The following is a 12,749-nucleotide window of genomic DNA, read 5'->3' as shown; positions in this document are numbered from 1 at the left end:
CTGAATCCTCGCAATCGTGCGGCCGTCGCCGTGCGGGTGGACATGCGAAAAGGTGCGTGCCGCCGGGCGGCACGCAGATCACGTTCCGTCGGTCAGCCGGCCAGCGAGCCCGTCCCGGGCGTGAGCCGTTGGGACACCAGCGCGCCCAGGGAGGCCACCGTCGGGTTGTCCCACAGGTCGCTCGCCTCCAGGACCACACCGAAGTGGTCCTCGACCTCGACGCTGACGCTCATCGCCCCGATCGAGTCGAGACCGTACTCGGCGAAGGGTGTCGAGGGGTCGATCTGCTCCGGACGCATGCGCAGCGGTGCGGCGAGCCGCTCCCGGAGCCACTCGATGACGGCGGCGGTGTCGGGTAGGGCGGTATCGGATGACAATTCTTCCTCCTGGATGACGATCGGCTCCGGTGTCGGGCGTGGTACCTGCTCAGGCGGGCCCCACGCCCACGCGGTTGGCGTAGATCGATGCCAACTCACCGTTGAGGAAGAGTTGGCGCACCGCGGCGCGCTGGATCTTTCCGCTTGTGGTGCGGGAGACACCGCCGGGACGAAGCAGCGCCACGTGCGCCACGGACAGCCCGAACTCACGGGCCACGGTCTGCCGGATGTCGACCGCCAGCGAGCTCAGCCGCTCGCCGTCGAGCCGCCCCCGTACCTCGTGCGTGACCACCAACTCTTCCTCGGCGTCGGCTCCGTTCGCGGCCGGGACCAGGAACGCGGCGCCTACCGACCCGCTCAGCTCGCTGTGCTCGGCGCGCAGCGTCTGTTCCAGGTCCTGCGGGTAGAGGTTCCGGCCCTTGATGACCAGCACATCCTTGATCCGCCCGGTGACGTACAGCTCGCCGTCGAGCAGGAAGCCGAGGTCGCCGGTGCGCAGGTAGCGCCGGCCGTCGAGCATCGCGCCGAAGCTGCGTGCGGTGGCCGTCTCGTCGTTCCAGTACCCGTCGGCGACCGTGGCGCCGTTGAGCCACAGCTCGCCGATCCGACCCTCCGGTAGCACGGTGTGGGTGGACGGATCCACGACGCGGACTTCGATGTCCCGGGGCGCGCCGCAGCTCACCAGCTCCCGGACCGGGCCGTCGCCGGCCGGCAGGAACTCGTGCAGCTCGAGGGCGGCCGCGTCCGCGTGCACGGTTCGGACCGTCCGGTGTGCGGTGCCGGAGACCAGCAGGGTCGCCTCGGCCATGCCGAAGCACGGCACGACTGTGTGCGGGGACAGCCCGACGCTCGCGAAGCGGGAGTTGAACGCGCGGAGGGTGGCGGCCCGGACCGGCTCGGAGCCGTTGATCGCGTAGCTCCAGCAGGACAGGTCCACGCCGTCGAGATGCTCGTCCTTGATCCGGCGGACGCAGAGGTCGTACGCGAAGTCGGGGGCGGCCGAGGCACCCACCTGGTATCGGCTGATGGTGCGCAGCCACAGGTGGGGGCGGCGCAGGAAACCCGAGGGCGGCATCAGGACCATCGACCGTCCGGTGAGGATGCCGGTCAGCATGAGGCCGACCAGCCCCATGTCGTGGAAGAGCGGGATCCACCCGGCGTACCGCCGGCCCTCCCGGACCGGGAACGTCCGCGCGATGGTGTCGACGTTGCGTAGCAGATTCCCGTGGCTGATCCGCACGCCCTTCGGGGCGGCGGTCGATCCGGAGGTGTACTGCAACAGCGCCGGCGTCCGGTGTGTCGCCACTGGCCAGGTGTCGTCGGGTGCCGGCTGAGCATCGGCGGTGGCGGCCGAATCCAGCACCGTCAGCTCGGTCAGCTCCTCCGCGTCCAGCCACTGCTCGACAAGCTGTCGACTCTCCGCATCGGTAAGCACCAGCCGCGCGCCGGCGTTGCGGGCCACCCCGGCGAGTCGTAGCCGCTCGTGCCGGTACCGGCCCGGTACCGGCGCGGGCACGGCGATCACCCCCGCGTAGAGGCAGGCGAAGAGGGCCACCGGAAAGTCCAGGCCCGAGGGGTACAGCAGCAGGGCGCGGTCGCCGGGCACGAGGTGCTCCCGGAGCCGGGCGGCGAGCTGGCGGGCGGCCGCGTCCAGCTCGAGGTAGGACAGCCGGGGATCCCGGTTGTCGGCGTCGCCGAACGGGTCGTCGACGTAGACGACCGAGTCCCGGTCCGGGATGGTCCGGGCCAGCTCGGCCAGGACCGACGTCATGTTCGCGGCGTCCCTCACATTGCGCACGGCACTCCCCATCTCAGCGGACGAACCGACGTCCGAACGACTGCGAAAACCAGCCGCCGGCCCGAATTAGAGTGCACCCGTCCTGCTGTTGCCAAGCCGTTTACCGCATTGACGCAAATTTGCCCTCGGCGCGCACCGGGAGCCAACGTATCAGCCGCTTCGGCGGACCGTCAATGCGGATATAACCGCAGGTCAGGGGCATAATACGGAGGTGATATTGGGTTTATATACCACTGCTCTAAGATTGTTTCCGTTGCTCGCCGCAATCTGTCGCGGCGAATGGGTCGACCGCTCTTTCCTGTTCTCCGAACTGATCCGTCTGGAGCAGTCATGTCACCACAAGCCATCGCCTATGCCGAGCTTTTCGTCGCTGATCAGGCCGAGGCGGTCGACTATCTGTCCTCCTGCTTCGGGCTCGTGCCCGTCGCCGTCGCGGGGCCGGAGACCGGCACCCCCGACCGGCGATCCACGATGCTGCGCAACGGTGCCGTCACCATGCTTGTCACTGTCGGGCTGGATCCGGAGGGCCCCGTCGCCGCCTACGTCGAGCGGCACGGCGACTCGATCGCCGATCTGGCGCTGACCACCGACGACGTCCAGTCCGACTTCGAGCGGGCGACCCGGGCCGGGGCCGCCGCCCTGGTGCCACCACGTCCGTCGCACAACACCGACAACCCGACGTCGTACGCCGTCGTCTCCGGCTTCGGCGAGCTGCGGCACACCCTCGTGACCGCCACCGACCCGGCCGGCGTCATGCCCCCGGACCGGCGGTGGTCACCGCTGCCGGACGCCGAACCCGTTCCCCGCGACCTGCTCGCCCTCGACCACGTCGCGGTGTGCCTGCCGGCCGGCAGCCTGCGGCAGACGGTGGCGTTCTACGACGCGGCGTTCGGCACGCCGTACTACTCCTCCGAGTTCATCCAGGTCGGCGATCAGGCGATGGATTCGATAGTGGTGCGCAACGAGACCGGCGGCATCACCCTGACCCTGATCGAGCCCGATCCCACCCGGCGTCCCGGCCAGATCGACCAGTTCCTGACGGCGCACGGGGGCGCCGGCGTGCAGCACCTGGCGTTCCTTGTCGACGACATCGTCACCAAGGTCGGCGAGTTGCGGTCCCGGGGCGTCGACTTCCTCAGCACCCCGGAGACGTACTACGACATGCTCGAGCAGCGCGTGGGTGCGATGGGGGACCGGATCAACGACCTGCGCAGGACCAACGTCCTTGTCGACAGGGACTCCTGGGGATACCTGCTCCAGCTGTTCACCCGGGCCCCACACGGCGGGCGCACCCTGTTCTACGAGCTGATCCAGCGCGACGGTGCCCGGGGCTTCGGCAGCGCGAACATCAAGGCGCTCTACGAGGCCGTGGAACGCAGTCAGCAGGCCGCCGCGCGATGACCGACGGCGGCGGTGGTGGGGCCGGACCGCTGTCCCTCGCCGACTACGAGGACAGTGCGCGGCGCACTCTGCCGGCGGACGTCTGGGACTTCATCGCGGGCGGGGCGGGGGAGGAGCGTACTGTCGCGGCCAACCGCGCCGTGTTCGACACGGTTCGGCTGCGCACCCGCGTCCTTGCCGGTGTCGAGGAACCCGACCTCACGGTCCGGGTCCTCGGCGACATCTGGAACGCGCCGATCGGCGTCGCTCCGCTCGCCTACCACGAACTGGCTCACTTCGACGGTGAGACGGGCGTGGCCAAGGCGGCGGGAGAGCTGGGACTTCCGGTAGTGGTGAGCACGTTCGCCAGCCAGACGCTGGAGCGAATCGCGGCGGAGGCGTCCGCACCGCTGATGTTGCAGCTCTACGTCTTCCGGGACTGGCCGGTCACCGAGGCGTTGGCCCGCCGGGCGGCGGCGGCGGGTTACCGCGCCCTGGTGCTCACCGTCGACACGCCGCGGCTCGGCCGGAGGTTGCGGGACCTGCGTAACGCGTTCCGGGTGCCGTCGCACATCCGCCCGGTGAACCTCGACGCCCAGGTGAACGGCGGCACGCACCATCCCGCCGAGCACAGTCGACAGACGTTCGACACGCGGCTGGACTGGTCGGTGGTCGACCGGCTGCGGGCCGTCTCCGGCCTGCCGGTGCTGGTCAAGGGTCTGCTGACGGCGGAGGACGCGGCAGCGGCGGTGGCGGCCGGCGCCGACGGTGTGTTGGTCTCCAACCACGGCGGGCGGCAGCTCGACGGTGTGCCCTCGACGCTGGAGGTGCTTCCGGAGGTGGCCGCCGCTGTGGACGGCCGGTGCCCGGTCTTCCTCGACGGCGGCGTTCGCCGTGGCGCGGATGTCTTCGCCGCGCTCGCCCTCGGCGCCAGGGCGGTCTTCGTGGGCCGGCCGGCGATGTACGGGCTCGCGGTCTCGGGTGCCGCCGGCGTCCGCGACGTCCTGTCGCTGCTCGTCGAGGAACTGGCCGAGACGATGCTGCTCACCGGCCGGGCGGCGGTGGACCGGATCGACACCACGGCGGTCAGCACCGGCCGGGCCGGCGGTTTCGGTTGGGACGACCACCGGCCGGTGCGATCGAAGGAGACGACATGACGTCGGGCCCGCACGTGTTGCCGACCGGATCGCTGCACGCCAGCGTCGTCGATCCGCTGCTGGACACGATGACGTTCCTCAACGAGATCACCTCGCGATACCCGGAGGCCGTCTCGTTCGGCCCGGGCCGGCCGTTCGACGAGCACTTCGACGTCGCGGACATCAGCGGGTGGATCGACACCTACGTGCGGCACCTGCGCGACGGTGGCCGTTCCGAGGACGAGGTGCGGCGGGCGCTCTTCCAGTACGGCGACACCGCCGGTCAGATCCGCCCACTGATCGCCGACATGCTGCGCGTCGACGAGGACATCAGCGTCGGGCCGGAGGCGATCGTGGTGACGACCGGTTGTCAGGAGGCGCTGCTGGTGACCCTGCGCGCGCTGTTCGCCGGGCCGGGGGACGTGCTGCTTGTGGAGAACCCGTGCTACGTGGGCGTCACCGGTGCCGCCCGCCTGCTCGACATCCCAGTGGTTCCGGTCGCCCGGACCGCGGACGGCATCGACCCGGCCGTCCTGGAGCGCACGGTACGGGAGTTGGCGGCGACCGGCCGCCGCGCCCGCGCGCTCTACGTGGTACCGGACTGCGCCAACCCGAGTGGCGAGAGCCTGCCGACGGCGGCTCGGCAGGCGTTGCTCGCCGCGGCCGAGCGCCTCGACCTGCTGCTGCTGGAGGACAACCCGTACGGCTTGTTCGCGGATGAACAACTGCCCACCCTCAAGGCGCTGGATCGGGGCGGCCGGGTCGTCTACCTCGGGTCCTTCGCCAAGTCCGCGTTCCCCGGCGCCCGCGTCGGGTACGTGGTGGCGGACCAGCGGGTGCGCGGTGCCGGGCGCGAGGGTCTCCTCGCCGACGAGCTGTCCCGGATCAAGAGCATGGTCTCGGTGAACACGTCGAGTCTCGGCCAGGCGGCGGTGGCGGGGATGCTGCTGACGCATGGCGGCGGTCTCCGCGAGGCCAACGCCACGGCGGCCAAGCGCTACCAGGAGAACATGCGCGTGCTGAGGCGGGCGCTGGAGCGGGAGTTCCCGTCAGCCGACCGGGAGCGCCTCGGCGTCGCCTGGAACACACCGGGCAGCGGCTTCTTCCTCACCGTCACCGTGCCGTTCGCCGCCGACGAGGCGGTGCTCGCCCGCTCGGCGCGGGAGTACGACGTGATCTGGACGCCGATGCGGTACTTCTACCTGGACGATCGCGGCGATCGGATGATCCGGCTGGCCTGCAGTTACCTCACGCCTGAGCGGATCGAGCTCGGGATCGGTCGGCTCGCACGGTTCATCCGGGACGCCGCCCGCTGATCCAGCCACGGCCGTGCCACGGGCCGCCCGGATCAGTCGTCGTCGCCGACCAACCCCGCCTCGTAGGCGAGGATCGCCGCCTGCACGCGGTTCTTGGCGTTCAGGCGGAGCAGGATCGTGCTGACGTAGGTCTTGACGGTGCCTTCGGCCAGCCGGATCCGTTCGGCGATCTCGCTGTTGGACAGCCCCTTGACGAGCAGGGTGAGGACCTGGGCCTCGCGCTGGGTGAGGTTGCCGATCCGTTCGCGGGCGGCGATCCCGCGGGCCATCCGCCCGCCCGCGACCTCGCTGATCAGCCGTTCCACGACCTTCGGGGCGAGGTGCGTCTGACCCTTGGCCAGCGCGCGGACGCCGGCGATCAGGTCACGGGGGTCGGCGGCCTTGAGGAGGAAGCCCGCGACACCCTCGTCCAACGCCCGGGCGACGAGGTCGTCCTCGGAGAACGTGGTCAGCAGGCCGACGGTGGTCTCCGGCACTTCGTCACGCAGCAGGGCAGCCGCGGCCAGCCCGTCGAGATAGGGCATCCGGATGTCCAGCAGGGCCACCGTGGGCCGGTGGAGACGGGCGAGCTCAACGGCGTCCTGCCCGTTCTGCGCCTCGGCCACGACCTCGATGTCGTCCTGCGTGGACAGGATCGCCTTGACGCCGGAGCGGACCATCAACTCGTCGTCGGCCAGCAGGACGGTGATCACAGGGGCTCCTCGCTCGTCTCCCGAGGATCCACCACCGGAGTCACGACCGGGTGAGCCTGTCTTTGGTCACCAGAATGTCGCCCGTGTAGCAGAGCCGGAACATGTCACTGGAGATGACTAGGGGATTGCGGTTGGTCAGATAATACTCACAGCGCGCGTCGGCCGGCGTTGGCGGCTCGCTCAGCACGGGAGGGGCGCTGCTGATGCTGCGCCGGGGGAGCGATCCGGTGAACTCGTCGCGGTGCTGCCCCACCTCCAGTCGGTCGAAGTCCGCCGGGTCGAGCGCGGTGTTGACGACGGTGAGCAGGTGATAGCCGAGGAGCACGGCCCCGAGCGCGCCGAACGCGGCGGCGGGCAGCCCGGCGGCGGCCAGCAGCCTCCGCCGCATGCGCCGCTCCGCCTGGGGCAGCCCGGGCAGGGGGCCGGCCGTCGGGACGGCCTGCTCCGGAGGGTCGTCGGTCGGCTCGGGTGCGATCCGGTGGGCCGGCACGGGCCGCGCGCCGATCGGCAGCCGGGCGCTGATCTCGAAGACCCCGTCGCGGGGCCCGGAGCTGACAGTGCCGCCAGCCAGGCGGAGCCGCTCGTGCAGGCCGAGCAGACCCTGGCCGGAATGCGGACCGGGGACCCGCGCCGAGGTCGCCGGGAGTGGGTTGGTGACCGTCACCGTCACCTCGTCGGCCGTGCGGTGGAGCCGGACGGACACCGGGAGCCCGACCGCGTGGCGGGTGGCGTTCGTGACCGCCTCCTGCACCACGCGGTGCAGCGCGTGCGCAGCCATCGGCGTGAGGCCGGAGCCTCGCGGGTCGCTCGCGATGGGGGTGGCGCCGCCGACCGGGCCCGTGGTCTCGCCGGTCTCGTCGAGCGAGATCGGGACTCCGAGGTCACGTGCCCGGGCGACGAGGTCGGCGACGGTGGGGACCGCGGCGTCGCCGGCCACCCCGTCCCCCTCGCGGAGCATTGTGGTGATCTCCTGGAGGTGCTCGGTGGCGGCCACGGCCGTGGCCCGCAACTCGCCGGCGGCTCGGCGTTGCCGCTCGTCCAGGCCGTCGTCGAGTTCGAACGCCCCGGCCCGCAGCGCGATGAGACTCAGCTCGTGGCCGAGCGAGTCGTGCATCTCCCTGGCGATCCGGGCCCGCTCGCGGGTACGCGCCTCGGCCGTGCGGATCCGCTGCTCACGGTGCAGTTGGTGGGCGCGTTCCCAACCGGCGTACGCGAGGTCGGCCCGCAACCGCCGGTAGCGTCCGGCCAGCCACGGCACGGCGGCGGCGCCGAGCACGGTGAGCGCCATGCTCAGCCAGCGGCTCGGCGTCCCGGTCAGGAGGGCGATCAGCAGACCGACGGTCAGTGCGCCGCTCAGCCCGACCAGGGCGCCGCGATGGTCGGCCGACCGGCGCCCGGCCAGGTAACCGATAACGATCATGAGGGCGATCGGCCACTCCGGCGAGCCGCCGGCGCTCACCAGGTACGACGTACCGGACAGGGCGGCGAGGGCGAGTGACCAGGCCGGCCGAATCCGGGAGAGGGTGACCGCGCCGACGATGAGGACCGGCGCCGTCACGTATTCCCAGGGACGGGCGGCGAGGCTCTTCGCGTTTGCCACCAGCACACCGAGCAGGCAGACATAGAGCACTGTGTCGACGATCCGTGGACTGGTGCGCAGACGGTGCGCGATCGTGCGGATCCGGCTCAACGCTCGGGTCCGACGCGGGCGTGGCTCGTCCACGGCAACGATGCTACCGAGGCCGATCGAACGAGGTCAAAGCGCGCGACCCGGTCGGGGCCCACGGGCTGCCGTGGTGACCTGCGGTTTGGGTCGACCGGCGGGCGGATCCCCCGGCGGAACTAGGGGTTGACGGTCGACGTTCGGCAGGTCCCTCGCGGCGCCCGGCGCCCCTATCCTCGCGGTACCCGCAGGCGAGCGGATGTGCCAGGCAGGGAGGGGACGCGCGATGATAGTCCTGCGCGAGGTGACGAAGAGGTTCGGTGCGCGGGTCGCGGTGGACCGGGTGTCGTTCGAGGTACCGGCGGGCAGGGTCACCGGTCTTCTCGGGCCCAACGGCGCGGGCAAGGCGACCACGCTCGACCTGATCTGCGGCCTGTCCCAGCCGACCGAGGGCCAGGTTCTGCTCGGCGGCAGTTCGTCGGCCACGCCGTCGTCCGGGCGTGCGGTGGGTTTCTCGCCGGTGATCGGGCCCGGCGACAGCGCCCGCGACGGCCGCGAGTACCTGGTGCGGGCGGCCCGATCGACAGGCGTGTCGGCGTGCCGGGTCGAGGACGTCGTCGAACTCGCCGGGCTGGGCCGAGCTGCCGCGGATCGCGTCGGTGACTACTGCCGGGGCACCAGACGCCGGCTGCGTATCGCCGCCGCCCTGCTCAGCGATGCGCGGGTGCTGGTGCTGCGCGAGCCGACCGAGGGCCTCGATCCGGAGGGCGTCGCCTGGGCCCGTGGGCTCTTCCGGACGCTGGCTGCGCAGGGCCGTGTGGTGCTGGTGACCACACACCGGTTGAACGAGGTGACGGACCTGACCGAGCACGTCATCGTCATGCGGCGCGGCCGGGTCATCGCCGACATGAGCACCGCCGACGTCATCGCCCGCAGCTCCGATGGCCCCGTGCGGATCCGCACCCCGCAGGCGGGCTTGCTGGCCGACCGTCTGATCTCGGACGGATTTCACGTGGACCGGCCGTCGGCCGACGAACTGCGGGTACGCGGCGGCACAGTGGAGGAGGTTGGTGAGCTCGCCCATCGGTTCGGTGTGCTGGTGCACGAGCTGACCATGGAGTTGGCGTCGTTCGAGCGTGCCTACGCGGAGCTCGCGACGGCCGGGCCCGACGCCTGACGCGACGCCGGCCGGGAGACGCGGTCCGCCCGGCGCCGACGATAACCCGGAGATAAGTCGACGATACCGGGGTCGGTCAGGATCAGTCGCACTGCGGACGGCGAGAGTCGCGACCCGAAGTAATGGAGCCACCGACTCGATGAGCACTGCACCGGCCCGCATCCCGTCCGCCGCAACCGAGGCCGCGATCGCCGGCGCCCCGCGCGGATTCCAGTTGACGAACCGCCCGTCCGACGAGGTCGCCCCCACGTGCCTGAACTGAGCACACGCCGGTCGGCCGGACGCACGACGACGGCCGGCGACGACGAGCACGTGACGAAAGGAGCACTGTCGTGACCGTATCCGGGCGGCCGATCCCCGCGACGGGGGCAGCAGAGATGCTCGCCGACCTACCCTCGCTCACCGACCCCGCCCTCTACGAGCGCGGCGACCCCTACGCGGTGTGGGCGGTCCTGCGTCGGGAGTGCCCGGTGTCGTGGCACCAGAGCGAGGAACAGAGCGGCTACTGGGCGGTCACCACGTACGAGCCGGGCCTGCAGGTCCTCACCGACTGGCGACGGTTCACCTCGACAAAGGGCGTCATCGTGCGGCCCAGCATGGACACGCCGTACCCGGGCGCGGGTCGGATGCTCGGCATGTCCGACCCGCCGCTGCACGACCGGCTGCGCCGACCGATCGCCGCGCTGTTCTCCAGCCGCGCCATCGCGGGACTGGCCGACCGCACCAGGAGGACGGTGCGTGAGCTGCTCGCCGCCGCGGTGGCGGCGGGGGAGTGCGACTTCGTCTCCGACGTCGCGGCGCAGATTCCGCTGGCGGTCGCCGGCGACCTGCTCGCCATCGAGGACGACGAGGTGGATCGGCTGGCGCGGGCGATCGCGTCGGCCGCGGACAACACGAACGACATCGACGGCGCGGTGGCGCAGAAGGCGCACTTCGACATCCTCCGGCACTACTCCCGGGTGATGGCACGGCGCCGGCAGAATCCCGGCGGCGACGTGGTGTCGGCGCTCATCGGCGCGCAGGCCGACGGCGTCGAGATCACCGACGCGGAGATCGTCGTCTCCTGCGACAACATCCTCGGCGCGGCGAGCGAGACCACCCGCCACTCGGCGAGCGTCGGTCTGCTCACCATGCTCGAGAACCCGGACCAGTGGCAGGCCTTGCGGGACGGGAGGGTCCCGCTGCGCAACGCGACAGAGGAGATCCTGCGGTGGACCGCGCCGGTGACGCACATGCTGCGGGTGGCGAAGGAGGACACGGTCCTCGACGGCGTGCCGATCCGGGCCGGCGACCCCCTCGCGGTCTGGATCGCGTCGATGAACCGCGACGAGTCCGTCTTCGAGCGGGCCGACGAGTTCCTGCTGCACCGGCCGCCGAGCCGCTACATGACCGCGTTCGGGGGAGGCGTGCACTACTGTCTCGGCGCGGGTCTGGCTCGACTGATCATCAGCACGCTGCTCGAGGAGTTGGCAACGCTCGACGCCGAGATCATCGTAACCGGCACGCCCCGCCGGATCGCGTCTCCCGTGGTGGGCGGGCTGGCCACCCTGCCGGTGGAGTTCCGTCGCCGGTGAGGCGCCGACCACCACCGGCCGACGGGGCCAGGCCGAACACCCGGCCCGACCGCTGTGTTCGGTCGGGCCGGGCTGTCGTTCACCGTTCGAGGGGGCGGTAGCGAAGGTGTGTGACGCCGTTTCGGAACCGGCGCTCATCGATCAGCTCAAGGTCGACGCGCATGCCGGTGGGCAGCCCTGGCTTACCTCCGCCGACGACGATGGGCAGGATCAACAGCTGGCACTCGTCGACCAGGCCCGCCTCGAAGGCCTGTGCCGCGAGGTTGGCACCTCCCACTGTGAGATCGCTGCTGGCCGTCGCCTTCAGCCGGCGCACGGCGGCGCTGTCGAATTGGCGTTCGAGTCGGGTGTCGGCGGTTGACACCGCGGCGAGGGTCGTGGAATAGACGACTTTGCTCGCCGCCTTCCAGACGCTGGCAAACTCACCTGTGAGCTCGGACTGCGCGGCCAGAGCGGTGTTGGTCTCCCAGACCGCCATCGACTCGTACAGGCGCCGTCCGTAGAGGAACGTGCCGACGGATCGCAGGAGATCGGTGGTGAACGCGAACACCTCGTCGTCGGGCGGGAACCAGTCGAAGGCGCCGCGCTCGTCCTCGACGTAGCCGTCGAGCGACATGTTGTTTATGTAGATCAGCTTTGCCATGCTCCTACCTTCCGGTGATCAGCTGCCCGGTCCTGGAGACTGGCCACCGTGGCGTCCAGCTTGGTGAACGCCTGGCGCCAACCCTCCTCGCTGGGCTGGGTCAGGTGCTCGGGCAGCCACTGGCGGATCTCCAGTCGTGTCCGCCCGTCGGCTTCGTCGTGGAACTCGACCCGCAACCTGGTCTCGAACGGCTCGATGCTCTCCTGAAGCCGGCCACTGACGCGCATGACGCCTTCGAGCAGTTCGCCGTCGGCGATGTCGAGAAGGTCGACGTGGATGTGCACGCGAAGGCCGGGGTTGTCGGGGTTGACCTCCGTCCACCGTTGATAACCGCCGGGGCGGATGTCGAACTCGATCTCGTCGCGGGGCAGGGAGTTGCCGGTCGGGCCCCACCACGCCGCCAGGTGGTCGGGGTCGGTGAAGGCTCGGTAGACGAGCTCCCGCGGCGCGTCGAACACGCGGGAGATGACGAGCTGCGGAGTTGTGGTGGTCATTCGGGCTCCCTGGTGTCGTCGGCCGCCTGGTCCGTGGCCCGTTCGGCGGCCTGCACGGCGGCGAGGTGGGCATCGAGGCGGGTGAGGGAGGTGTCCCAGAACCGTCGGTAGCGCTCGATCCAGTCGGCCGCCTCGCGCAGCGGGGCAGCTTCGAGGTGGCTCGCGCGCCACTTGCCCGACCGTGACCGGGAGATGAGCGCGGCGCGTTCGAGCACTTTCAGGTGTCGTGACACCGCCGGCATCGAGATGGAGAGAGGTGCGGTGAGTTCGGTGACCGTGGCGTCGCGCGCGGCCAGCTCGGCGATGATCGCGCGCCGGGTCGGGTCGGCGAGCGCCGAGAACACCGCGCTGAGCTGATCGGTGTCCGCCATCGGAAGCTCCCTTCACTTAACCAGTCGGTTAAGCGTATTGGAGCGCGGGTGATGGTGTCAACGGACGGGCCATCGGGCTGTGGAAGGGGGATGACATCGGGGCTCGGTGGGCAACGGGCGGCCGGCGT

Annotated in this window: 13 protein-coding genes; 6 read left to right on the top strand and 7 right to left on the bottom strand. The window is 70.9% G+C overall.

All coding sequences use genetic code 11. The annotated features are described in order from the left end of the window. Window positions 1-92: 92 nt before the first annotated feature. Window positions 93-377, bottom strand: coding sequence for an acyl carrier protein (locus tag ACQPWW_RS21925; RefSeq protein WP_433125152.1), 285 nt, complete (start codon window positions 375-377; stop codon window positions 93-95). A gap of 49 nt (window positions 378-426) precedes the next feature. After that, window positions 427-2,175, bottom strand: coding sequence for a fatty acyl-AMP ligase (locus tag ACQPWW_RS21920; protein WP_433125151.1), 1,749 nt, complete (start codon window positions 2,173-2,175; stop codon window positions 427-429). Window positions 2,176-2,505: 330 nt separating this feature from the next. Here ACQPWW_RS21920 and hppD point away from each other — a divergent pair, with 330 nt between their 5' ends. The 3 genes from hppD to ACQPWW_RS21905 are packed head-to-tail and all read left to right on the top strand — an operon-like array spanning window position 2,506 to window position 6,007. Next, window positions 2,506-3,576 (top strand): 4-hydroxyphenylpyruvate dioxygenase, encoded by a 1,071-nt coding sequence (hppD, locus tag ACQPWW_RS21915; protein ID WP_433125150.1) that lies wholly within the window; start codon window positions 2,506-2,508, stop codon window positions 3,574-3,576. Beyond that, complete coding sequence (locus ACQPWW_RS21910; RefSeq protein WP_433125149.1) at window positions 3,573-4,712, top strand: alpha-hydroxy acid oxidase; 1,140 nt, start codon at window positions 3,573-3,575, stop codon at window positions 4,710-4,712. Before hppD ends, ACQPWW_RS21910 begins: the two co-directional genes overlap by 4 nt. Further along, window positions 4,709-6,007, top strand: a complete 1,299-nt coding sequence (locus tag ACQPWW_RS21905) for a PLP-dependent aminotransferase family protein (protein WP_433125148.1) — start codon at window positions 4,709-4,711, stop codon at window positions 6,005-6,007. The genes ACQPWW_RS21910 and ACQPWW_RS21905 overlap by 4 nt, the downstream gene beginning before the upstream one ends. 32 nt (window positions 6,008-6,039) lie before the next feature. On the opposite strand, the gene ACQPWW_RS21900 is transcribed toward ACQPWW_RS21905, so the two are convergent. After that, window positions 6,040-6,699, bottom strand: a complete 660-nt coding sequence (locus tag ACQPWW_RS21900; RefSeq protein WP_433125146.1) for a response regulator — start codon at window positions 6,697-6,699, stop codon at window positions 6,040-6,042. A gap of 40 nt (window positions 6,700-6,739) precedes the next feature. Continuing rightward, entirely contained in the window at window positions 6,740-8,422 is a 1,683-nt protein-coding gene (locus tag ACQPWW_RS21895; RefSeq protein ID WP_433125144.1) for a histidine kinase, read from the bottom strand. A 226-nt stretch (window positions 8,423-8,648) separates the two neighbouring features. Here ACQPWW_RS21895 and ACQPWW_RS21890 point away from each other — a divergent pair, with 226 nt between their 5' ends. From ACQPWW_RS21890 to ACQPWW_RS21880, 3 genes are all read left to right on the top strand, one after another. Continuing rightward, window positions 8,649-9,539: an ABC transporter ATP-binding protein gene (locus tag ACQPWW_RS21890; RefSeq protein ID WP_433125143.1), complete on the top strand. Its 891-nt coding sequence runs from the start codon at window positions 8,649-8,651 to the stop codon at window positions 9,537-9,539. A gap of 139 nt (window positions 9,540-9,678) precedes the next feature. Beyond that, the gene (locus ACQPWW_RS21885; RefSeq protein WP_433125142.1) at window positions 9,679-9,801 is read left to right on the top strand and encodes a hypothetical protein; all 123 of its coding nucleotides are present in this window, start codon (window positions 9,679-9,681) and stop codon (window positions 9,799-9,801) included. Window positions 9,802-9,871: 70 nt separating this feature from the next. Beyond that, window positions 9,872-11,113, top strand: coding sequence for a cytochrome P450 (locus tag ACQPWW_RS21880; RefSeq protein ID WP_433125141.1), 1,242 nt, complete (start codon window positions 9,872-9,874; stop codon window positions 11,111-11,113). 79 nt (window positions 11,114-11,192) lie between these two features. Here ACQPWW_RS21880 and ACQPWW_RS21875 read toward each other — a convergent pair whose 3' ends face one another. The 3 genes from ACQPWW_RS21875 to ACQPWW_RS21865 are packed head-to-tail and all read right to left on the bottom strand — an operon-like array spanning window position 11,193 to window position 12,621. Further along, a complete protein-coding gene (locus ACQPWW_RS21875; protein ID WP_433125139.1) occupies window positions 11,193-11,756 on the bottom strand; it encodes a dihydrofolate reductase family protein in 564 nt (187 codons plus the stop codon). Continuing rightward, complete coding sequence (locus tag ACQPWW_RS21870; protein WP_433125137.1) at window positions 11,744-12,250, bottom strand: SRPBCC family protein; 507 nt, start codon at window positions 12,248-12,250, stop codon at window positions 11,744-11,746. The genes ACQPWW_RS21875 and ACQPWW_RS21870 overlap by 13 nt, the downstream gene beginning before the upstream one ends. Continuing rightward, complete coding sequence (locus ACQPWW_RS21865; RefSeq protein ID WP_433125135.1) at window positions 12,247-12,621, bottom strand: ArsR/SmtB family transcription factor; 375 nt, start codon at window positions 12,619-12,621, stop codon at window positions 12,247-12,249. The genes ACQPWW_RS21870 and ACQPWW_RS21865 overlap by 4 nt, the downstream gene beginning before the upstream one ends. Window positions 12,622-12,749: the final 128 nt, after the last annotated feature.

This window comes from Micromonospora sp. CA-240977 (genome assembly GCF_050942285.1).
Taxonomy (GTDB): domain Bacteria; phylum Actinomycetota; class Actinomycetes; order Mycobacteriales; family Micromonosporaceae; genus Micromonospora.
Note: the sequence above shows the minus strand (reverse complement) of the source record. Positions and strands in the feature narration are given on the sequence as shown.

Coding starts and splice junctions, on each gene's coding strand:
- ACQPWW_RS21910 (WP_433125149.1), top strand. CDS start 3,573: ATGACCGACGGCGGCGGTGGTGGGGCCGGACCGCTGTCCCTCGCCGAC.
- ACQPWW_RS21875 (WP_433125139.1), bottom strand. CDS start 11,756: ATGGCAAAGCTGATCTACATAAACAACATGTCGCTCGACGGCTACGTC.
- ACQPWW_RS21865 (WP_433125135.1), bottom strand. CDS start 12,621: ATGGCGGACACCGATCAGCTCAGCGCGGTGTTCTCGGCGCTCGCCGAC.
- ACQPWW_RS21870 (WP_433125137.1), bottom strand. CDS start 12,250: ATGACCACCACAACTCCGCAGCTCGTCATCTCCCGCGTGTTCGACGCG.
- ACQPWW_RS21885 (WP_433125142.1), top strand. CDS start 9,679: ATGAGCACTGCACCGGCCCGCATCCCGTCCGCCGCAACCGAGGCCGCG.
- hppD (WP_433125150.1), top strand. CDS start 2,506: ATGTCACCACAAGCCATCGCCTATGCCGAGCTTTTCGTCGCTGATCAG.
- ACQPWW_RS21890 (WP_433125143.1), top strand. CDS start 8,649: ATGATAGTCCTGCGCGAGGTGACGAAGAGGTTCGGTGCGCGGGTCGCG.
- ACQPWW_RS21905 (WP_433125148.1), top strand. CDS start 4,709: ATGACGTCGGGCCCGCACGTGTTGCCGACCGGATCGCTGCACGCCAGC.